This window comes from Streptomyces sp. CA-210063 (genome assembly GCF_024612015.1).
In the GTDB taxonomy this organism is placed as follows: domain Bacteria; phylum Actinomycetota; class Actinomycetes; order Streptomycetales; family Streptomycetaceae; genus Streptomyces.
The window spans coordinates 7,240,281-7,260,502 of the sequence record NZ_CP102512.1 but is presented as its reverse complement, the minus strand read 5'-3'; the positions used below and the strand labels follow the sequence as shown (position 1 = coordinate 7,260,502).

Here is a 20,222-nt window from a genome sequence, read left to right as displayed (position 1 = left end):
CGCGTACCCCTAGGAAGAGCACGAGCCCAGGCGACCTCGCCTGGGCTGTGGATGCTGAATCGACTCAGTCACGCTGGTATCCGAAGTGCTCGGTCCGCGAGCAATTGTCCGGATGCAGGACGCCGCGGTCGCGACAGACTCGCATCGATGCGTCGTCCGTGTAGCGCTGAGATCCGCTCCAGTCGGAGTGGTGCAACCGGACCGCACTCCGCTGCTTCCCGTAGTACCGCGCCCAGCCATGGCCTTCGACCTTGACCTGCACGTACACGTTATGCCCGTCGCGCAGGTTCGTGTCCTTCAAAGTGCCGGACCACTCGAAGGCACCGTGATTGGTACCGGGGGGATTGAACTTGTAGACCCCCTTGCTGAATTGGCCGCCCACGGACTGGAGCACCGGGATCCTGCCCTGCTCCACCGCGAGCGCCGCTCCCGCAGCCGCGAAGATCAGTCCGGCCGCGACCATGCCTACCGCTGCCCTCTTCATGCGCACCTCCGTGATCACCGGGTGCCCCAACAGACACCCGTAATCACAGAAGGTAACTATACGGATGCGCACAGAAACGATCTGCCTGCTTGATCACCACCGATTCAGGTGATCTTGAAGCACAGGAAGCGCACCCCCCACACAACCAAGAGGGCGGCACCCCCCGCACGGGATGCCGCCCTCTCTTCGTGATCCGGAACCGCCGCCCATCGGTGAGGGTCGGTCGGGGACAAGCGACGGTTCCGGGGCTCAGGGTCGTGCCGGGGTCAGCGGTGGTCGCTGCCCGTCGACTGTGAAGCCGCGCGCCCCGCCTCCAGGCGGGCCACCGGGATGCGGAACGGGGAGCAGGAGACGTAGTCCAGACCCACCTCGTGGAAGAAGTGGACGGACTCGGGGTCACCGCCGTGCTCGCCGCAGACGCCGAGCTTGAGGTCGGGGCGGGTCGCGCGGCCCGCCTCCGCCGCCAGCTTCACCAGCGAACCGACGCCGTCCTTGTCGATCGTCTCGAAGGGGGAGACGCCGAAGATGCCCTTCTCCAGGTAGGCCGTGAAGAAGGAGGCCTCGACGTCGTCGCGGCTGAAGCCCCAGACCGTCTGCGTCAGGTCGTTCGTGCCGAAGGAGAAGAACTCCGCTGCCTCCGCGATCTGGCCCGCCGTCAGGGCGGCCCGCGGCAGCTCGATCATCGTGCCGATCGACAGCTTCAGCGCCACGCCCGTCGCCGCCTCGACCTCCGCGATCACCGCGTCCGCCTCCTCGCGGACGATCTCCAGCTCCTGGACCGTACCGACGAGCGGGATCATGATCTCGGCGCGCGGGTCGCCCTTGGCGTTCTTGCGCTCGGCAGCCGCCTCGGCGATCGCCCGTACCTGCATCGTGAAGAGACCGGGGATCACCAGGCCCAGACGTACACCGCGCAGGCCCAGCATCGGGTTCTGCTCGTGCAGGCGGTGAACCGCCTGGAGCAGGCGCAGTTCGTTCTCGTGCGGTTCCTGGCGGGACTCCGCCAGGGCCACGCGGACCGACAGCTCCGTGATGTCCGGCAGGAACTCGTGCAGCGGCGGGTCCAGGAGACGAACCGTCACCGGGAGGCCGTCCATCGCCGAGAAGAGTTCGACGAAGTCCTGCTTCTGGAGCGGGAGCAGCGCCTTCAGCGACTCCTCGCGCTCCGTCTCCGTGTCGGCCAGGATCAGGCGTTCCACCAGCTCGCGGCGGTCGCCGAGGAACATGTGTTCCGTACGGCACAGACCGATGCCCTGGGCGCCGAAGCGACGGGCGCGCATCGCGTCCTCGGCGTTGTCCGCGTTGGCCCGGACACGGAGCCGGCGCTTGCGGTCCGCGAAGGCCATGATCCGGTGGACCGCCTCGACCAGTTCGTCGGCGTCCTGGGCACCCGCGTGCATCCGGCCCTCGAAGTACTCCACGACGGGGGACGGCACGACCGGGACCTCGCCCAGGTAGACCTTGCCGCTCGACCCGTCGATGGAGATCAGGTCGCCCTCCTCCACCACATGGCCGCCGGGGACCGTCATACGGCGGCGCTTGGTGTCGACTTCCAGTTCCTCCGCGCCGCACACGCACGTCTTGCCCATGCCGCGCGCGACCACGGCCGCGTGGGACGTCTTGCCGCCGCGCGACGTCAGGATGCCCTCCGCCGCGATCATGCCGTCGAGGTCGTCGGGGTTCGTCTCGCGGCGGACCAGGATGACCTTCTCGCCGGAACGCGACCACTTCACGGCCGTGTACGAGTCGAAGACCGCCTTGCCGACCGCCGCGCCCGGGGAGGCGGCGATACCGCGGCCGACCTGCGCGACCTTCGCGTCCTCGTCGAAGCGGGGGAACATGAGCTGCGCGAGCTGGGCGCCCGTCACCCGCTGGAGGGCTTCCGCCTCGTCGATCAGGCCCTGGTCGACGAGCTGCGTGGCGATACGGAACGCCGCGCCCGCCGTCCGCTTGCCCACCCGCGTCTGCAGCATCCACAGCTGGCCGCGCTCGATGGTGAACTCGATGTCGCAGAGATCCTTGTAGTGGTTCTCCAGGGTCTCCATGATCTGCATCAGCTGGTCGTACGACTTCTTGTCGATCGACTCCAGCTCCGCGAGGGGGACGGTGTTGCGGATGCCCGCGACCACGTCCTCGCCCTGGGCGTTCTGCAGGTAGTCGCCGTAGACGCCCTGGTGGCCGGAGGCGGGGTCGCGGGTGAAGGCGACGCCCGTGCCGGAGTCCGGGCCCAGGTTGCCGAAGACCATCGAGCAGACGTTGACCGCCGTGCCGAGGTCGCCCGGGATGCGCTCCTGGCGGCGGTAGAGCTTGGCGCGGTCGGTGTTCCAGGAGTCGAAGACCGCGTGGATGGCGAGGTCCATCTGCTCGCGCGGGTCCTGCGGGAAGTCCCGGCCGGCCTCGGTCTTGACGATCTTCTTGAACTTGGTGACGAGCTTCTTGAGGTCGGCGGCCTCCAGCTCGGTGTCGACGAGGACCTTCTTGGCCGTCTTCGCCGCCTCCAGCGCCTCCTCGAAGAGGTCGCCGTCGACGCCGAGGACGGTCTTGCCGAACATCTGGATGAGCCGGCGGTAGGAGTCCCAGGCGAAGCGGTCGTCGCCGGCCTGCCTGGCGAGGCCCTGGACCGACTTGTCCGACAGGCCGATGTTCAGGACGGTGTCCATCATGCCCGGCATCGAGAACTTCGCGCCGGAGCGGACCGAGACGAGGAGCGGGTCGTCGGCCTGGCCGAGCTTCTTGCCCATCTTCTCCTCGAGGGCCACCAGATGGGCACTGACCTCGTCACGGAGTGCCGCGGGCTCGTCGCCGCTGTCGAGGTAGACCTTGCAGGCCTCGGTGGTGATGGTGAAGCCGGGGGGTACGGGGAGACCGAGGTTGGTCATCTCGGCGAGGTTCGCGCCCTTGCCGCCGAGGAGGTCCTTGAGGTCCTTGTTGCCTTCGGTGAAGTCATAAACAAACTTCACGCCCTCAACACTCTGAGCTTCGTGGCCTACGTGGGGATCTTTGTTTTCCGACACAGGTCCCAACTCCTTGAGGACGCGGTGGCTGCCCTGACGGCGAGGAACATACCCAGATCGAAGGCTCCTGGGTACGTCCACTTGCGCGTCATGCGCCTGTAACCACCCGTCCGCCAGTGGATCGAAAGTCAAGGCTTGGCAAGGAACAACGCGGGCATGTGTTCACCTCTTGAACGCGACCGACCTCACCTCCGCCATCATTATGCTCACATGAGCGGTAATCCGCGCGCCTGAGTTCGCCCGATGAACGATCAAAGGGTGGCACCGAGTGCCACCCTTTGAAGTCACGGAACCGCCCATGATTCGCTCATCTGAGCGGAACCCTGATCAGGGGTGGCGAGAATCACGCCGTTCGAAGGGCCCGGATTTCACCATGCGGACCGGTCTCCGGGACGGAAACACGCTCGTCACACGGCTCGGGGCGGCATGCGGGAACGGCTTCACCCGGCGGCGGGCGCCGCACGACCGGCTCACACCCCCAGCGCCGCCAGCCGCTCCTCGGCCCGCCGTGGCGCGTACAGGTACTCGACGACCAGGGCACCCGCCCCGACCAGGCCCGCCCGCTCCCCCAACCGGGAGGTCACCACGTCCAGATGGGCCGTGGAGCGGGGCAGGGCCCGCTGGTAGAGCAGTTCGCGTACGCCCGTGAGGAAGGGGGTTCCGGCCAAATCCCCGGCGATCATCAGGACGCCGGGGTTCAGCAGGGTCACGACCGTCGCCAGGACGTCCCCGACGGCCCGGCCCGCGTCGCGCGCGAGCGCCATTGCTCCGGGGTGGCCGGCGACCAGCAGGTCGCGTACATCTGAGCCCGAGGCCGCCGGAACCCCCGTCTCCGCCAGCCGTCGCGCCACGGCGCCGCCGCTCGCGACCGCCGCCAGACAGCCGTACGAGCCGCACCTGCACAGCGCCTGAGCGCCCTGCGGGACGCGGATGTGGCCGATGTCGCCGGCGCCGCCGTCGACACCCCGGTATATCGAGCCGCCGACCACGACTCCCGCGCCGATACCCGTCGACACCTTGACCAGCGCGAACGCCGAGCAGTCGGCGTACGCCGTGCGCTGTTCGCCGTACGCCATGAGGTTGGCGTCGTTGTCGACGAGGACCGGGACGCCGGCCGGGCCGGCCGCGTGGTCGGTGAAGGCGCGGGACAGGCGGCTCCTTATGTCGTAGCCGTCCCAGCCGGGCATGATCGGCGGCTGGACGACACGGCCGGTGTCGGTGTCCACCGGCCCGGGGACCGCGAGGCCGATGCCGCAGACCGCGTCCGCCGGGCGCCCCGCCTTCTCCAGGAGTTCGGCGAACCAGTGCCCGAGTTCGTCCAGTACGGCGTCCGGGCCTTCCTCGATGACCAGGATGCCGGTGTGCTCGGCCTGGATCTCCCCGGTGAGGGAGAGGACGGCGGCTCGGGCGTGCCGCGTGTCGAGGTCGGCGGCGAGGACGACCGCGTGTTCGTCGTCGAATTCGAGGGTGATGGAGGGCCGGCCGCCGAGCGGGGAGTCGACGGGGCCGCCGGCGCCCTCACGGAGCCAGCCCGCACGGAAGAGACGGTCCAGGCGCTGGCCGACCGTGGCCCGGGACAGGCCCGTGGCCTGCTGGAGTGCGCCACGGGTGGTGGCCCGGCCGCTGCGGACCAGCTCCAGCAGATCTCCGGCACCGGCGTGATTGCCCACCTTCACGGCCCTTCTGCTCATCCCGCCATTGTCGCGGCCCGTCGGGAAACCGTGCCCACACACCCTCTTGCGCTCACCAACTCTGCATTACATATTGAGTTTTGCGTGTTAAATAGACGTAACCCTACGGTAGCTACTGCCGAACCGATCGGCACCTTGTTCTCAGGGAGCCCCACGTGGACCGCACAACCCAGCTCACCGCCCTTCGACCAGGCACGAGCACACCTCACGTGGCCGACGTATACGATCCGGCCGCGTCGACGGCGGCGACCACAGCGGCCGGTGCGCTGCACCGCGGCGCGGCGGAGGTGCTGGCCGGCAACTGGACGGGACGGTCCACGGTGCCGTCGCACCAGCTGTATCCGCACCAGTGGTCGTGGGACTCGGCGTTCATCGCGATCGGGCTGCGCCATCTGTCGCCGCTGCGGGCGCAGACCGAGCTGGAGACGCTGCTCGCCGCGCAGTGGGGCGACGGACGCATCCCGCACATCGTGTTCAACCCCGCCGTGCCGCTCGACGCGTACTTCCCGAGCCCCGACTTCTGGCGCTCCTCGACCGCGGGGCGCGCCGCGGGCGCCCCGCGCACCACGCAGACCTCGGGCATCGTGCAGCCGCCGGTGCACGCGCTGGCCGCGTGGCTGGTGCACCGGGCCGACCCCGGGCTGTCCCGGGCGCGCGGCTTCCTGTCCCGGGTGTATCCGCGGCTGGCGGCCTGGCACCGCTATCTGCTGCACCGCCGCGATCTGGGCGGGGGCGGGCTGGCCTCCGTCGTCCACCCCTGGGAGCAGGGCATGGACAACAGCCCCGCCTGGGACGCGCCCCTCTCCCGGATCACCCCGGCCCCGGCCCGCTCCTTCCGCCGCGCCGACCTGGCCCACGGCGCGGCCGAGGACCGGCCGACGGATCTGGACTACGGACGGTATGTGCGGCTGGCGACGGACTACCGGGACGGCCACTATGCCGACGGCGACAGTGACTTCGCCGTCGAGGACCCCGCCTTCAACGCCCTCCTCATCGCCTCCGAGCACGCCCTCGCCCGTATCGCGAAGGAGCTGGGCGCACCGGGGACGGCCCGCCACGCGCGCGCGGAGCGTCTGACGGCGGCGCTGGTGGAGCGGCTGTGGGACCCGGCGGAGGGGATGTTCTTCTGCCGGGACACCATCACCGACGCCCTCATCCCCGAGCGCGGCGTCTCCGGCTTGATGCCCCTCCTGCTGCCCGACCTCCCCCGGGACATCACCACCGCCCTCGTACGGACGATCCACGGCCCCCGCTTCGGGCTCGGCGACGCCACCCGGCTCGTGCCCTCGTACGACCTCACCGGCGAGGCCTTCGATCCGCACCGGTACTGGCGTGGGCCCGCGTGGTTCAACACGAACTGGATGCTGGAGCGGGGGCTCCGGCTGCACGGGGAGTGGGGGCGGGCCGACGCACTGCGGGCGGCACTGCTGGAGACGGCGGGGGCGTCCGGGTTCGCCGAGTACGTGGACCCCTACACCGGCGAGGCCTGCGGAGCACTCGGCTTCAGCTGGACGGCCGCGCTCACGCTCGACCTGCTGCACCAGGACGACCACGGCCACGATCACGATCACGGCCATGGGCGGCACCACGGACGGCACCACGATCAGCGAGCCATGCTCGGCATGAGTGACAAGGGAGGGGACCTGGGATGACGGACCGGCATCATCTGCTCGTGCGGGGCGGGACGTTCGCCGCCGTGGGCGACGGCGGCGACATCAGCGGGGTGCGGGGCGGCAGCGCCCCGGACGGATTGTTCGTACGGGACGCCCGGCATCTGAGCCGATGGCAGCTCACCGTCGACGGCGCGGTCCCCGAGACGCTCACACCGGTGGCGGACGGCGACACCGCGCGCTGTGTGCTCGTGCCCCGGGGCGGCCGCCAGGAGCCGCCCGCGTACACGCTCTTCCGTGAACAGGCCGTCTCCGACAGCGCGTTCGTCGAGTCGCTGCGCGTCACGAGCAACCGGCCGGTGGCGACGACGGTCCGGATCGCGGTCACCGCGGACGCCGACTTCACCGACCAGTTCGAGCTGCGCTCCGACTTCCGTACGTACGCCAAGAGCGGTGTCGTCAGAGGGCGCGAAGTCCTCGACGACGGTGTGGAGTTCAGCTATCGGCGCGGCGAGTGGCGATCCTGTACGACGGTGACGGCCGAGCCCGCGCCGGACAGCGTGGAGGAGACCGGGACGGGGGCGCGGCGGCTCGTCTGGGCCCTCGATGTCGAACCGCACGGCTCGGTGGAGCTGACCCTGCGGGTGATGGCACGGCCGCACGGCGACCGGCGGGCCCTGCGGGTGCCGCGGTCACCGGCCGCCGTACAGGACCAACTCCTCGCGGTGGAGGGCGAGTTCATGGAAGGCGTGGCCTTCCCCACCGGCTGGCCCGAGCTGGCCGCCGCCTGCGCACGCGGCCTCTCCGATCTCGCCGCGCTCCAGGTCCCGGCGACCGGCCCGGACGGCGAGCCGCTGCGCGTACCCGCCGCCGGAGCGCCCTGGTTCCTCACCCTCCTCGGCCGCGACGCCCTGCTGACCTCCCTCTTCACGCTCCCCTACCGGCCGGAGCCGGCCGCCGCCACGCTGCTCGCACTCGCCGCGGCCCAGGCGACCGAGGTCGGCGTGGACTCGGTGGCCCAGCCCGGCAAGATCGTGCACGAGGTGCGGCACGGCGAGCTGGCGCACTTCGGGCAGGTGCCGTACGGGCGGTACTACGGCTCGGTGGACGCGACCCCGCTGTTCCTCGTCCTCCTCGGCGCGTACGTCGAACAGACCGGGGACGTCACCCTGGCCCGCCGTCTGGAGCCCAACGCCCGGGCCGCGATCGGCTGGATGCTCGACCACGGCGGCCTCACCTCGCGCGGCTACCTCGTCTACCGCGCCGACCAGGGCGGCCTCGCCAACCAGAACTGGAAGGACTCCCCCGGCTCGATCTGCTCCGCCGACGGCAGCCGTCCCGCCACCGGGCCGGTGATGGCGGCGGGCGCGCAGGGCTACGCGTACGACGCGCTGCGCCGTACCGCCGTCCTCGCCCGCACGGTCTGGGAGGACGAGGTGTACGCGGCGCTCCTGGAGCAGGCCGCGGGTGACCTCCGTGACCGTTTCCAGCGGGACTTCTGGATGCCCGAACACAGCTTCCCGGCGCTGGCGTTGGACGGTGAGGGCCGGCAGGTCGACGCGCTCGCCTCGGACGCGGGGCATCTGCTGTGGTCGGGGCTGCTGGACAAGGAGTACGGGAAGCTCGTGGGCCGGCGGCTCCTCGAACCCGACTTCTTCTCCGGGTGGGGGGTGCGGACGCTGGCCTCCGGGCAGCCCGCGTATCACCCGCTGTCGTATCACCGGGGGTCGGTCTGGCCGCATGACAACGCGCTGATCACGTTGGGGCTGGCGCGGTACGGGCTGCATGACGAGGCGCGGGGGGTTGCCTCCGGCATGGTGGACGCGGCGACGGCGGCCGGGCATCGGCTGCCGGAGGTGTTGGCCGGGTACGGGCGGGATACGCATCCGGAGCCGGTGCCGTATCCGCATGCGTGTGTGCGGGAGGCGCGGTCCGCGGCGGCTCCCTTGGCGCTGCTCACCGCCGTGGGAGGAGCGTAGGCGCCGTAGGGGTGTGGGTTGTTTGCGGGCTGCGCGTGCGTTGTGGTTGCTCGCGCAGTTCCCCGCGCCCCTATGGGGCGCGCCGCACCTCAGCGGAGTCCGGCCAGCAGCCTTCCCGCTGTCTCCCTCGCTTCCATCTCCGTCCACGCCCACGCGGTTGTGGGCGGCCGATGCGCGGTCCACGTGTCCCAGTAGCTGCGGATCTTGCCGTAGCGGTCGGCTACCAGGACGTGGGGGAGGCCCAGGAGGAGGGCCAGGACGTGGCCGTGGAGGCGGTCGGTGACGGCGACGCGGCCTGCGGTCAACAGGCGGCAGCCTCGGGCGAGTTGGAGGCGGGCCAGGCCGTCGTAGGCGGCGAGGAGGCCGGGAGCCGCTCCCGCCGGGTCGCCGGAGCCGGCGCGGCACAGGGCGCGGGCCCGGCTTCGCCAGAGGGTCTCCTTCGCCTGGCGCCACTCGGCGTCGGCGCCCTCCTGGGTCCAGTCGAAGACGTACGGGCCGCCCTGCTCCTTGTGGGTCGGGCCCCGTCCGGCCGGTGGGCCCTTCGCCGACTCCTTGTCCTCGCGGGCCAGCCAGACGACGTCGTGGGCGACCATGCCGCCGGCCAGCGCGTCCGGTGGTACGGCGAAGGCCAGGTCGGGGACGAGCAGTGCGGGTGCCTCGAAGACGGTGCGGCAGCGGTGCAGGCTGTGGCGGTCACGCAGCAGCAGCGTGAGGTCGGGGTGGGCGTCGAAGACGCGGCGGGCGCGGGTGAGGTTGGCGTGGTCCGTGAAGTGCACGGACTGGGGCAGCTGGACGATCCGGCGGTCCGGGAAGTCGCGCAGTACCTGTTCGCGCAGGAGTTGGCTGTCCTCCCACAGGTCGCCCAGGTTGCCGCCGCCCGTCAGCATGATCGGCCCGTCGGGGAGGCAGGCCGCCAGGTGCCCGGCGTCGTACGACATCAGGTCGCAGGCGTAACGCACCTCGGCCCCGAGCGCACCGAGCAGCGCGCGCTGCCCGAGCCAGATCGCGCTGTCGCCGACGTTGGAGTTCAGCGGGGCGCCGATGAGCGCGCACCGGGTGCCGGCCGGGACCAGCCGGTCCAGGACGGTGAGGACGTACGAGACGTAGTGCGCGCAGTGGGCGACGTGGGAGGGAGGCTCCGACGGTTTCCGCGTCGGCCGCTTCGAGGGCCTCTTCGTCGGCTTCTTCGGTGTCTCATTCGCTCCGCACACCAAAACGCGCTACCCGGACATTTCCCCACTCATTCCGAGATGACGGAAACCGGCCGCACAACGACCGGATATCCGACAGAACGGGGCAACTGGGCCCTTCTGATGGATCTCCGTGGAGGAAGGAGCGGCGTTCGGTGCGTGCGCTCGGCGTGCGGCGTGGAGGGTCATGTGGCGGAGCCACCTGTCCCTTCGCGCCGTGCGGCGAGGGTGCGTGCCGGGCGTCGCGACGCCGCGGAGATCCATCAGAAGGGCCCTAGCCCCCGGACGTATCCTGTTCGGCTTCCTCGCCCACGCCCGCGCAGTCGTACGGGTCCTTGAGCCAGCCGTCCGGGAGGACGACGCGGTTGTTGCCGGAGGTGCGGCCGCGCGGGCCGTCGGCGCCGGTCGGCCAGGGCTGGTCGAGGTCCAACTCGTCGAGGCCGGAGCGGAGTTCGGCGAGGGAGGAGGTGATCGCGAGACGCTTGCGCATCTCCGAGCCGACCGCGAAGCCCTTGAGGTACCAGGCCACGTGCTTGCGGAAGTCGACGACGCCCTTGGACTCGTCACCGATCCACTCGCCGAGGAGGGTGGCGTGCCGGACCATGATGTCCGCGACCTCGCGCAGCGAGGGCTGGGCGATGGCTTCCGTACGGCCCTCGAACGCCGCCACCAGGTCGGCGAACAGCCACGGCCTGCCCAGGCAGCCGCGCCCCACGACCACGCCGTCGCAGCCGGTCTCGCGGACCATCCGCAGTGCGTCCCGTGCGGACCAGATGTCGCCGTTGCCGAGGACCGGGATCTCGGGGACGTGCTCCTTGAGGCGGGCGATGGCGTCCCAGTCGGCCGTGCCGCCGTAGTGCTGGGCGGCCGTACGCCCGTGCAGGGCGATCGCCGTGACGCCCTCCTCGACGGCGATGCGGCCGGCGTCGAGGTAGGTGATGTGGTCGTCGTCGATGCCCTTGCGCATCTTCATGGTGACCGGGAGGTCCCCCGCGCCGCTCACGGCCTCGCGGAGGATCGCGCGCAGCAGGTGCCGCTTGTACGGGAGGGCCGAGCCGCCGCCCTTGCGGGTCACCTTGGGGACCGGGCAGCCGAAGTTCAGGTCGATGTGGTCGGCGAGGCCCTCCTCCGCGATCATGCGGACGGCCTTGCCGACGGTCGCCGGGTCCACGCCGTACAGCTGGATCGAGCGCGGCTTCTCGGTCGCGTCGAAGTGGATCAGCTGCATGGTCTTCTCGTTGCGCTCGACCAGCGCCCGCGTGGTGATCATCTCGCTGACGAACAGCCCCTTGCCGCCACTGAACTCCCTGCACAGCGTGCGGAAGGGCGCATTCGTGATGCCCGCCATGGGGGCCAGAACGACGGGCGGCGAGACGGTGTGCGGGCCGATCGGCAAGGGGGTCACGGGCGTGGACATTCCCCCATTGTCACGCACACGGAGGCATGCTCGCCATTCATTAGTTAGGCGCACTATCGACCCGGGCGTACGATGGAGCGCATGCCCGAGCTCAGCCGCCGCCACCGCCTGCTGGTCCTCGCGATCTGCTGCAGCAGCCTCCTGATCGTGAGCCTCGACAACACCGTCCTGAACGTCGCCCTGCCCTCGATGCAGCGCGACCTGGACGCGAGCCTCGCGGGCCTGCAGTGGACCATCGACGCCTACACCCTGGTCCTCGCGGCCCTGCTGATGCTGGCCGGCTCCACCGCGGACCGGATCGGCCGCAGACGGGTCTTCATGGCGGGCCTGGTCGTCTTCACGCTCGGCTCGCTGCTGTGCTCCCTCGCCCCGAACCTCGAATCGCTGGTCGCCTTCCGCATGGTGCAGGCGGTCGGCGGCTCGATGCTCAACCCGGTCGCGATGTCGATCATCACCAACACGTTCACGGATCCGCGCGAACGGGCCCGGGCGATCGGCGCGTGGGGCGCGGTGGTGGGCATCTCCCTCGCCGCCGGACCGATCATCGGCGGGGTCCTCGTGGAGTCGGTCGGCTGGCGCTCGATCTTCTGGCTCAATCTTCCGGTCGGCCTGGCCGCCCTGCTGCTGACCTGGCGCTACGTCCCCGAGTCCCGCGCCCCGAAGGCCCGCCGCCCCGACCCCGTCGGACAGCTCCTCGTCATCGCGCTGCTCGGCTCCCTCACATACGCGATCATCGAGGCGCCGACCGCGCCCGTCGCCGAGACCCTCGCCTTCGGCGGCGTCGCCCTCGCCTCGCTCCTCGGCCTCCTGTGGTACGAGCCCCGCCGCGACGAACCCCTCATCGACCTGCGCTTCTTCCGCTCGGCACCCTTCAGCGGGGCGACGGTGATAGCGGTCAGCGCGTTCGCGGCGCTCGCCGGCTTCCTGTTCCTGTCCACGCTGTATCTGCAGAACGTACGCGGCCTCGACGCCCTCCACGCCGGCCTGTGGATGCTTCCGATGGCCCTCCTGTGCTTCGTCTGCGCGCCGGTCTCCGGACGGCTGGTCGGCAGCCGGGGGCCGCGCCTGCCGCTGCTCGTCGCCGGGGTGGCGATGACCGCGAGCGGGGTCCTCTTCGCCGCGTTCGAGGCCGAGACGGAGAACGTCACCCTCGTCATCGGCTATGTCCTGTTCGGCCTCGGCTTCGGCTTCGTCAACGCGCCCATCACCAACACGGCCGTCTCCGGCATGCCCCGCACCCAGGCCGGTGTCGCGGCCGCCGTCGCCTCCACCAGCCGCCAGATCGGGCAGACGCTGGGGGTCGCGGTGATCGGGGCGGTGCTGGCGGCCGGGATCGGCTCGTCGTCGTACGCGAGCGCGTTCGTGGCGGCGGCCCGGCCCGCGTGGTGGATCGTCGCGGCGTGCGGACTCGCCGTACTGGTGCTGGGCGCGCTGACGACGGGGGCGTGGGCCCGCGCGACCGCCGACCGCACGGCGAAACGGCTGGAGTCGGCGGAGGTGCGGGACGCGGCGGGGGTCGGCCGTAGGGCCGATGCCTGAGCACCAGAGCCCGGTGCTCACCCGGCAGCCCGCTCCAACGCCATCACGTGCAGCTTCTCCAGCCTCCTCCGGGTCTCCTCGTCGGCCGGTACGTACGTCACCATGCGGGGGCCGGGGCGGGGGCCGAGCCACAGGTCGGTGTGGTCGACGTCGAGGAGACCGACGTGGGCGTTGCGGTACTGCTTGCGCTTGTTGAAGGTCTCGACGACCTCGTGCCGCTCCCAGGCGGCACGGAACTCGGCGGACTCGGACCGCAGCCGCTTCAGCAGCGTCTTCCAGGCGGGGTCGGCGAGGTGGTCGGCCATCGCGGCGCGCAGCTTGGCGGCGAGGAAGCGGGTGGTCTCCTCCAACTGGACCATGGAGGAGCGCCATTGCTCGTTCGTGTAGGCCAGGATCATGCAGTTCATGTCCTCCGGCGGTACCTCGGAGAGGTCGCAGAAGAGCAGGCCGAATGTGCGGTTGTGGGCCAGGATGTCGTAGCGGCTGTTCTGGATGGAGGCGGGGATCGGCTCCAGCTGCTCCAGCAGGGCGTACTGGGCGTCGCTGATCGCGTGGCACCTCGACCCGGGCGCCGGGTCGGCGGCCCCGGCCAGGTTGAAGAGATGGGCGCGCTCGCTGGGGTCCAGGAGCAGGGCGCGGGCCAGGGCGTCGAGGACCTGGCCGGAGACATGGATGTCGCGGGCCTGCTCCAGCCATGTGTACCAGGTGACGCCCACCGCCGAGAGCTGCGCGACCTCCTCGCGGCGCAGGCCCGGTGTACGCCGACGGCGGCCCCTGGGCAGTCCGACCTGCTCGGGTGTGATGTGCTCGCGGCGGTGGCGGAGGAAGGCGGCGAGCTCCTTCCGGCGGATCACCGACTCGGGGGCTGTGGGCGCGCGTTCACCGATCCCGGCCTCGGGCTGTGCCTGGGTCTCCGGTTCGGCCATGGTCGTCATGCCTCCAGGGTGCCGCCGCGCGGATCCTGTTGCCAGGTACCGCTTGTACCAGGATAGAGAGACTCTGGTACCAGTCTGAGCGGCGCGCGAACCTGCCTGATGTGACCGAAAGCCTCACGACACCGACCCAGTCCCCGTCCCCCGACCGCTCCTCCGCCTCCCCCGCCTCCCCGTCCGCCCTGGGCGACCTCGGGCTCTTCACGGTCCTGCTCGGCGCGGCGCTCCCGCTCATCGACTTCTTCATCGTCAACGTCGCCCTGCCGACGATCGGCCGCGACCTCGCCGCGGGCGAGGCCGTGCTGGAGCTGGTCGTCGCCGGGTACGGCGTCTCGTACGCCGTGCTCCTCGTCCTCGGCGGCCGCCTGGGCGATCTGTTCGGCCGACGGCGGCTGTTCCTGTGGGGCATGGCCGCGTTCGGCGTGACCTCCCTGGCGTGCGGCCTCGCGCCGGACGCCTGGACGCTCGTCGTGGCGCGGGTCGCCCAGGGCGCGGCGTCCGCCGCGATGCTCCCGCAGGTGCTCGCCACCATCCAGTCGGCGACGGCCGGCGCCCGCCGGGCCCGCGCGATGAGCCTGTACGGCGCCACGGCCGGACTCTCCATGGTCGCCGGGCAGATCCTCGGCGGGGTGCTGGTCTCCGCCGACATCGCGGGCACGGGCTGGCGTTCGGTGTTCCTCGTCAACGTCCCGGTGGTCGTCCTCGGGCTCGTCCTCACCGCCCGCTCCGTGCCCGAGACGCGCTCCGCCCGCCCGGAACCGGTGGACGGCGCCGGCACGGTCCTGCTGGCGGTCTCCCTCCTCACCCTCCTGGTCCCGCTCACCGAGGGCCGGGCGGCGGGCTGGCCCCTGTGGACCTGGCTGGCGCTGGCCGCGTTCCCGTTCGCCGCGACCGCCTTCTACCTCGTCGAGCGCCGCGCCGACCGTCTCGGGCGTACGCCGCTGGTGCCGCCGAGCCTGTTCGGCCTGACCTCGCTGCGGCGCGGGTTGGTGATGATCCTGCCGTTCTCGATCGGGTTCAGCGGGTTCATGTTCGTCATCGCGGTGGCGCTCCAGGAGGGCGCACGGCTCGGGCCGACGGCGGCGGGGCTCGCCCTCTCCCCCATGGCGGCCGTGTTCTTCGTCGTCTCGCTGGCGGGGCCGCGCCTGGTCGCGCGGTACGGCACGCGTGTCGTGACCGTCGGCGGTGTGGTCCAGGGCGTGGGCATCGCCCTCATCGCCCTCGCCGTATGGCGGGCCTGGCCCGAGCCGGACTGGCCGCTGCTGCTCACGGGCGCGGCGGTCGCGGGCGGCGGCCAGGCCCTGCAACTCCCCATCGTCTTCCGCATCGTCCTCTCCGAGGTCCCGGCCGCGCGGGCCGGGGTCGGCAGCGGCGTGATGATCACCACCCAGCAGTCGGCGCTGGCCTTGGGGGTGGCGACGCTGGGGTCGCTGTTCCTGGGGCTGGCACCGGGGATGGGGATGCGGGACGCGCTGGTGACGACCCTGCTGGTGCAACTGGCCGGGGTGGGGCTGACGGTGGGGCTGAGTCTGCGGTTGCCGCGTGTGGTGGGATGACTCCTGGCACGGCGCGTGGGAGAACTCATCGTTGAATCTCTCCCATTGATGTCGGTCTTGCCGCAGACTCCTCACCGACAGGGAACCGCGAAGCCTCGACTGGGGACCTCATGCTGGAGATCAACACGAGCAAGGTGAGCCGCTGGGACCAGCACGGGCGGGAGCACACCGTGCGGGTCCAGCGCTCGGGAGTACAGCGCACGATCCGGTGCGACACCTGCGGCTGGCGCAAGGGCGCGCAGTTCCTGCCGTGGCTGAAGGCCGAGGAGCACCTGGCCGAGGCCCACCAGGCGACGGTGGACCCGACGGACTCGTAACCCGGCCTCCGGCCAAGGCGGTTGTCCGGCCACTCGTCAGGCCAGGTCGTCGAGCGCGTCGGCGACCTGGTCCATCACCCGCTGCCAGTGCGCCCGTTGACGTTCACGCTCCTCGGGGCTCGCCATGCGTTCCTGATGGAAGACGAGCACGGACCGGCCGCCGCCGGCCGCCGAGACGGCGACCTGGAGGGTCGTGTCGCCGTAGGTGACACGCATCCGGTCACCGGGACGGTAACCGCGCACCTCGCCGGTGACGCCCGCGTCGGTTTCGTACGGGGCACCGGGCTCGGGGGCGAACCGCGCCCCGGCCCCGAGCCACAGCGCGACTCCGCGCGACCCGCTGATGAACTCCCATACGGCGGCGGGTGAGTGGGGCAGGGTGCGGGAGACGCCGACTTCCCATCCGGCGTCCTTGGTGAGTCCGGTGGATCGAGTGGACATGAGGATCACCCCTTCTTCTCGACCGGCGTCGGCTGTCGTTCCTCCTCCGGCTGTTGTTCCTCCTCCGGCTGTTGTTCCTCGGTGACCGGCTGCTCCTGCCCGACCGGGCCCACTGCTCCTGTGCGGCGCACACGATGGGCGCGGACCTTGCTGCGGTTGCCGCAGTGCTCCATCGAGCACCAGCGGCGGCGGCCGGGCCGGGAGGTGTCGACGTAGAGGAGATAGCAGCGCTCCCCGGCGCACATGCGGATCCGTTCCGCGTACGGCCCGGTGAGGAGGTCGACGGCGTCGCGGGCGACGGTGGAGGCGAGCTGCGCCCCGGTCGCCGGGCCGGCGGCCCAGCCCCGGGTGCCGTCCGCGCCGATGGCGGGGGCGAGCGGCGGCCGGGCGGCGGCTTCGTTGATGACGTCGAGGTCGGCGGTGTCCGCCGTGGCTATGCCCAGCTCGGGGAGCCCGCCGCCGACGACGCGCGAGAGAGCCGTACGGGTCAGCGCGTCGCGCAGCCGCCGGGCGTACGCCACGTCGTCCGCCGTGATGTGGAGCGCGGGGGGCGTGGGGGTCAGCCGGGACTGATCGGCCCATCGGACCAGGTCATCGGGGGTGTGCAGCACCTCGTAGCGGGTCAGGGCGCCGGGGCCGCCGGTGACGAGCAGCTCCAGGCAGAGGGTGCCCGGATCGAACCGGTAGACGTTCCCGGAGTAGGACCGCAGCACGATGCCCGACACTCCCGAGACCCCCTTCGGAGCCGATGCCCTGGACGAAGAAGCCATGTAACCAATATAACCGGTTACATGACTCCTGCCACCGCGCTGAACTGGAAACTGGTCATCGACACCCGGGACGCCCAGCCCCTGGCCGACTTCTGGGCCGCCGCGCTGGGCTATGAGGTGGAGAATCCGAGCACCCTGATCACCCACCTCCTCGCCACGGGCGACCTCCCCGAGGCCGCCGTCACCGAGCACAACGGCCACCACGTCTTCCGCGGCTACGCCGCCGTCCGCCACCCCGACGACCCCTACGACCCCTTCACCGGCATCGGCAAGGGCCGCCGCCTCCTCTTCCAGGACGTCCCCGAAGCCAAGACGGTCAAAAACCGCCTCCACATCGACATCCACGCCGAACCGGGCGGCCGGGACGCCCTGGCCACCCGCCTGGAAACCCTGGGCGCCACCCGCGTCGAGGAGTTCGACAAGGGCCCGGCGGGGCACTGGTGGCTGATGCGGGATCCGGAGGGGAACGAGTTCTGCGTGGCCTAGGCGTGGGCCGGTGGGCGTAGGCGTTCGCCGGTGGGCGTAGGCGCCCCGCTCACCTCCGCAGCCCCCGCACCACCAGCTCCACGACCGCCTCGAACTGCTCCTCGACGTCCGGCTGTTGCCAGACGGGGGCGTAGGAGGGGTCGTGGAAGCGGGCGGTGGCGTGGAAGATGGCTCGGGCTGTGGCGGTGGGGTCGGTGGGGGTGAAGGTGCCGGAGTCGATGCCGGACTGGATGATCCGGGTCACTTGGCCGGTCAGGTCGGCGATATGGGCGCCGACGGCCTCGCCGTTCTCCTCCGTCAGGACCTGGTAGGTGGCGAACAGCTCCGGGTCGCCGCCGGCCTTGCGACGCTTGGCGGTGAAGAGGGCGGCCAGCCAGTCGCGCAGCCGGGCCTCCGGGTCGCGGTCCTCGGCGGCGATGGCGGTCAGGGTCGCCGTCGTACGGTCCAGCCAGCGCTTGGTCACCGCCTCGCGCAGCGCCGCCTTGGTGCGGAAGTGGCGGTAGACGCTCCCGTGGCTGACGCCGAGTGCGCGGGCCACGTCGACCACGGTGGCCTTGGCGGGGCCGTGGCGGCGCAGGACCTCCTCGGTCGCTTCGAGGATGCGCTCGGCGGTCAGGGTCTCGGAGGTCGGTGCCATGAGGGGAACCGTACCGGGCGGAACGATCAGCGCTCGCTGTCGAGGTGTGCCATCTGGGCCGCGGGGTAACGGTCGCCCGCCGCCGCGTCGGCCGGTACGGCGCCCTCGATCGCCGCCAGGTCGGTCGCGTCCAGGGTCACCTCCAGCGCGCCCAGCGCCTCGGCCAGACGGTCCCTGCGGCGGGCACCCACCAGCGGGACGATGTCCTCTCCGCGCGACAGGACCCACGCGATCGCGATCTGCGCGACCGACACCCCCTTCTGCTCGGCGATCTTCCGCAACGCCTCGACCAGGTCCAGGTTGCGCTGGAGGTTCTCCCCCTGGAAGCGGGGCGAGAAGGCCCGGAAGTCGTTGGCAGCCAGTTGGCGGTCGCGGGTGAAGTGGCCCGAGATCAGGCCCCGGGAGAGGACTCCGTACGCGGTCACGGCGATGCCCAGTTCGCGCGTCGTCGGCAGGATCTCGTCCTCGATGCCGCGCGAGATGAGGGAGTACTCGATCTGGAGGTCCACGATCGGGGCCGTGGCGGCCGCGCGGCGGATCGTCTCCGCGCCGACCTCGCTCAGGCCGATGTGGCGTACGTACCCCTTCTCGACCAGTTCCGCGATCGCGCCGACCGTCTCCTCGATCGGTACGTCGGGGTCGACCCGCGCGATCCGGTAGACGTCGATGTGGTCCGTGCCGAGGCGCTGGAGGGAGTACGCGGCGAAGTTCCTGACCGCCGCCGGACGGCCGTCGTACCCCACCCAGCCTCCGTCCGGGTCACGCAGCGCCCCGAACTTGACGCTGGTCAGCGCCTGCTCCCGGCGGGCGGCGGGAGCGGCGCGCAGGGCCTCGCCGATCAGCAGTTCGTTGTGGCCCATGCCGTAGAAGTCGCCCGTGTCGAGCAGAGTGACGCCGGCTTCGAGGGCCGCGTGGATGGTCGCGATGGACTCCGCCCGGTCGGCGTCGCCGTACAGCGCGGACATGCCCATGCAGCCGAGGCCGAGGGCGGAGACCTGGGGGCCGGTGGTTCCGAGAGTGCGCGTTCGCATCGTCATGCATCCCACGATGACATGACAGCTGACAGATTTCAATATCTGTCAGCTGTCATGTGTCAGCACTGTCTATCCGTCAGCCGCTCCCCCTACACCTCATCCCTGTCGCAGCACTTCTCATCCCTGTCGCAGCGGAATCGCCAAGTCCACCACCTGCCTCCCCTTCCCGAAGCTCCCCGTCGGACTCGCCTTCCCCGTCAGCAGGTTGACGCTGAACACCCGCTTCCCCGTCACCGCGTACCCGGCGTTCACCCCGCTCCTCGTCGAGCTGTAGATGTCGAAGCCGGAGTTCAGCGGAGCGTCGACGCCGAGCTTGCCGGTGGGGGCGAGGTTGCCCGCGTTGGCCGGGGACTGGACGGAGATCTGGTCCTGGGCGGTGTCGAGGTCGAAGAGGGTGGTCGCGGTGGTGGTGTCGAGGTCGTTGTTCGTGTACGCCGCTCCGGTCACCCCCTGGGCGGTGGTACCGGCCGTGGCGGGCGGGACCGGCGGGTTGGTGAGCGTGCCGTCGACGGCCGTGGTGCCGGCGGCCGGGGCGCCCTGGGGGTCGTCGAGGTTGTGGCGGAGGTTCTGACCGGTGTCGCTGATCACGCGGAGGCGGTTGGCGGCGGGGTTGAAGTCGACGCCGTACGCCTTGCCCTGGAGGGCGACCGTGAGCTGGGAGACCTTGGTGGCCTTGGCGCCCACCTCGCGGATCGTGTAGATGCCGCCCTGGTCGCCGACGCCGTACAGCTTGTTGTTCTGGACGCGGTAGTCGATGCCGACGAGCTTCGTGTCGCCCTTGAGGCCGCCGACCTTGCCGAGCGGGACCGCGGCGCCGGGCTTGTCGACGCGGAAGACGACGAGCCGCTGGTCGGCGGTGAGGCCGATGGCCTTCAGGCCGCTGGGAACCTGCGCCCCGCCGCCCAGGCCGCCGCCCTTGGCCTCGATACCGGTACCGGTGCCGGTGCCGGTGCCGGAGGAGTCGCTCTCCGACACCCCGGTCGACGCCGACGATCCGCCCAGCGCCCCGGATCCGACCGCGCCGACCGTCCCGATCGCCACCGCCATGGTGAGTACGCCGATGACTGCTTGCTTGCGCATGTACGCCCCCGTGAAGATGCGCGACCCGCCCCGTGCGGGCCGTAT

17 protein-coding genes are annotated in these 20,222 nt (G+C 71.1%); 6 read left to right on the top strand and 11 right to left on the bottom strand.

Features of this window, described 5'->3' with window-relative positions; all coding sequences use genetic code 11:
- Positions 1–64 precede the first annotated feature (64 nt).
- From JIX56_RS31740 to JIX56_RS31730, 3 genes are all read right to left on the bottom strand, one after another.
- On the bottom strand, positions 65–484 hold the full coding sequence (locus JIX56_RS31740) for a hypothetical protein (RefSeq protein ID WP_257545594.1): 420 nt from the start codon (positions 482–484) through the stop codon (positions 65–67).
- Between the two features lie 266 nt (positions 485–750).
- The gene (ppdK, locus tag JIX56_RS31735; RefSeq protein WP_443031921.1) at positions 751–3,498 is read right to left on the bottom strand and encodes a pyruvate, phosphate dikinase; all 2,748 of its coding nucleotides are present in this window, start codon (positions 3,496–3,498) and stop codon (positions 751–753) included.
- Positions 3,499–3,968: 470 nt separating this feature from the next.
- Positions 3,969–5,189 carry an ROK family protein gene (locus JIX56_RS31730; protein ID WP_257545590.1) on the bottom strand — a complete coding sequence of 407 codons (1,221 nt, stop codon included), beginning with the start codon at positions 5,187–5,189 and terminating at the stop codon, positions 3,969–3,971.
- A gap of 155 nt (positions 5,190–5,344) precedes the next feature.
- Here JIX56_RS31730 and JIX56_RS31725 point away from each other — a divergent pair, with 155 nt between their 5' ends.
- Positions 5,345–6,841, top strand: a complete 1,497-nt coding sequence (locus JIX56_RS31725) for an MGH1-like glycoside hydrolase domain-containing protein (RefSeq protein ID WP_443031920.1) — start codon at positions 5,345–5,347, stop codon at positions 6,839–6,841.
- Entirely contained in the window at positions 6,838–8,778 is a 1,941-nt protein-coding gene (locus JIX56_RS31720) for an amylo-alpha-1,6-glucosidase (protein WP_257545586.1), read from the top strand. Before JIX56_RS31725 ends, JIX56_RS31720 begins: the two co-directional genes overlap by 4 nt.
- Before the next feature lie 89 nt (positions 8,779–8,867).
- Here JIX56_RS31720 and JIX56_RS31715 read toward each other — a convergent pair whose 3' ends face one another.
- Both JIX56_RS31715 and dusB read right to left on the bottom strand, forming a co-directional pair.
- On the bottom strand, positions 8,868–9,989 hold the full coding sequence (locus JIX56_RS31715; RefSeq protein WP_257545584.1) for a polysaccharide pyruvyl transferase family protein: 1,122 nt from the start codon (positions 9,987–9,989) through the stop codon (positions 8,868–8,870).
- Positions 9,990–10,242: 253 nt separating this feature from the next.
- A complete protein-coding gene (dusB, locus tag JIX56_RS31710) occupies positions 10,243–11,385 on the bottom strand; it encodes a tRNA dihydrouridine synthase DusB (protein WP_257545582.1) in 1,143 nt (380 codons plus the stop codon).
- A gap of 81 nt (positions 11,386–11,466) precedes the next feature.
- Here dusB and JIX56_RS31705 point away from each other — a divergent pair, with 81 nt between their 5' ends.
- Complete coding sequence (locus tag JIX56_RS31705; protein WP_257545580.1) at positions 11,467–12,924, top strand: MFS transporter; 1,458 nt, start codon at positions 11,467–11,469, stop codon at positions 12,922–12,924.
- Between the two features lie 17 nt (positions 12,925–12,941).
- Here the strand turns inward: JIX56_RS31705 and JIX56_RS31700 are convergent, their stop codons facing one another.
- Positions 12,942–13,859: an MmyB family transcriptional regulator gene (locus tag JIX56_RS31700; RefSeq protein WP_257545578.1), complete on the bottom strand. Its 918-nt coding sequence runs from the start codon at positions 13,857–13,859 to the stop codon at positions 12,942–12,944.
- Between the two features lie 101 nt (positions 13,860–13,960).
- Between JIX56_RS31700 and JIX56_RS31695 the strand changes: the two genes are divergently transcribed.
- Both JIX56_RS31695 and JIX56_RS31690 read left to right on the top strand, forming a co-directional pair.
- The gene (locus JIX56_RS31695; RefSeq protein WP_257545576.1) at positions 13,961–15,412 is read left to right on the top strand and encodes an MFS transporter; all 1,452 of its coding nucleotides are present in this window, start codon (positions 13,961–13,963) and stop codon (positions 15,410–15,412) included.
- A 110-nt stretch (positions 15,413–15,522) separates the two neighbouring features.
- On the top strand, positions 15,523–15,729 hold the full coding sequence (locus tag JIX56_RS31690; protein ID WP_200302358.1) for a hypothetical protein: 207 nt from the start codon (positions 15,523–15,525) through the stop codon (positions 15,727–15,729).
- 36 nt (positions 15,730–15,765) lie between these two features.
- Here the strand turns inward: JIX56_RS31690 and JIX56_RS31685 are convergent, their stop codons facing one another.
- Together JIX56_RS31685 and JIX56_RS31680 are read right to left on the bottom strand one after the other, a co-directional pair.
- Positions 15,766–16,170, bottom strand: coding sequence for an SRPBCC domain-containing protein (locus JIX56_RS31685; RefSeq protein ID WP_257545574.1), 405 nt, complete (start codon positions 16,168–16,170; stop codon positions 15,766–15,768).
- Positions 16,171–16,175: 5 nt separating this feature from the next.
- Positions 16,176–16,940 carry a CGNR zinc finger domain-containing protein gene (locus tag JIX56_RS31680; RefSeq protein WP_257545572.1) on the bottom strand — a complete coding sequence of 255 codons (765 nt, stop codon included), beginning with the start codon at positions 16,938–16,940 and terminating at the stop codon, positions 16,176–16,178.
- 21 nt (positions 16,941–16,961) lie between these two features.
- Here JIX56_RS31680 and JIX56_RS31675 point away from each other — a divergent pair, with 21 nt between their 5' ends.
- Complete coding sequence (locus JIX56_RS31675) at positions 16,962–17,426, top strand: VOC family protein (RefSeq protein WP_257545570.1); 465 nt, start codon at positions 16,962–16,964, stop codon at positions 17,424–17,426.
- A gap of 49 nt (positions 17,427–17,475) precedes the next feature.
- Here the strand turns inward: JIX56_RS31675 and JIX56_RS31670 are convergent, their stop codons facing one another.
- From JIX56_RS31670 to JIX56_RS31660, 3 genes are all read right to left on the bottom strand, one after another.
- Positions 17,476–18,063, bottom strand: coding sequence for a TetR family transcriptional regulator (locus tag JIX56_RS31670; protein WP_257545568.1), 588 nt, complete (start codon positions 18,061–18,063; stop codon positions 17,476–17,478).
- Between the two features lie 26 nt (positions 18,064–18,089).
- A complete protein-coding gene (locus JIX56_RS31665) occupies positions 18,090–19,100 on the bottom strand; it encodes an aldo/keto reductase (protein ID WP_257545567.1) in 1,011 nt (336 codons plus the stop codon).
- A 114-nt stretch (positions 19,101–19,214) separates the two neighbouring features.
- Positions 19,215–20,177: a DUF4394 domain-containing protein gene (locus JIX56_RS31660; protein ID WP_257545565.1), complete on the bottom strand. Its 963-nt coding sequence runs from the start codon at positions 20,175–20,177 to the stop codon at positions 19,215–19,217.
- Positions 20,178–20,222: the final 45 nt, after the last annotated feature.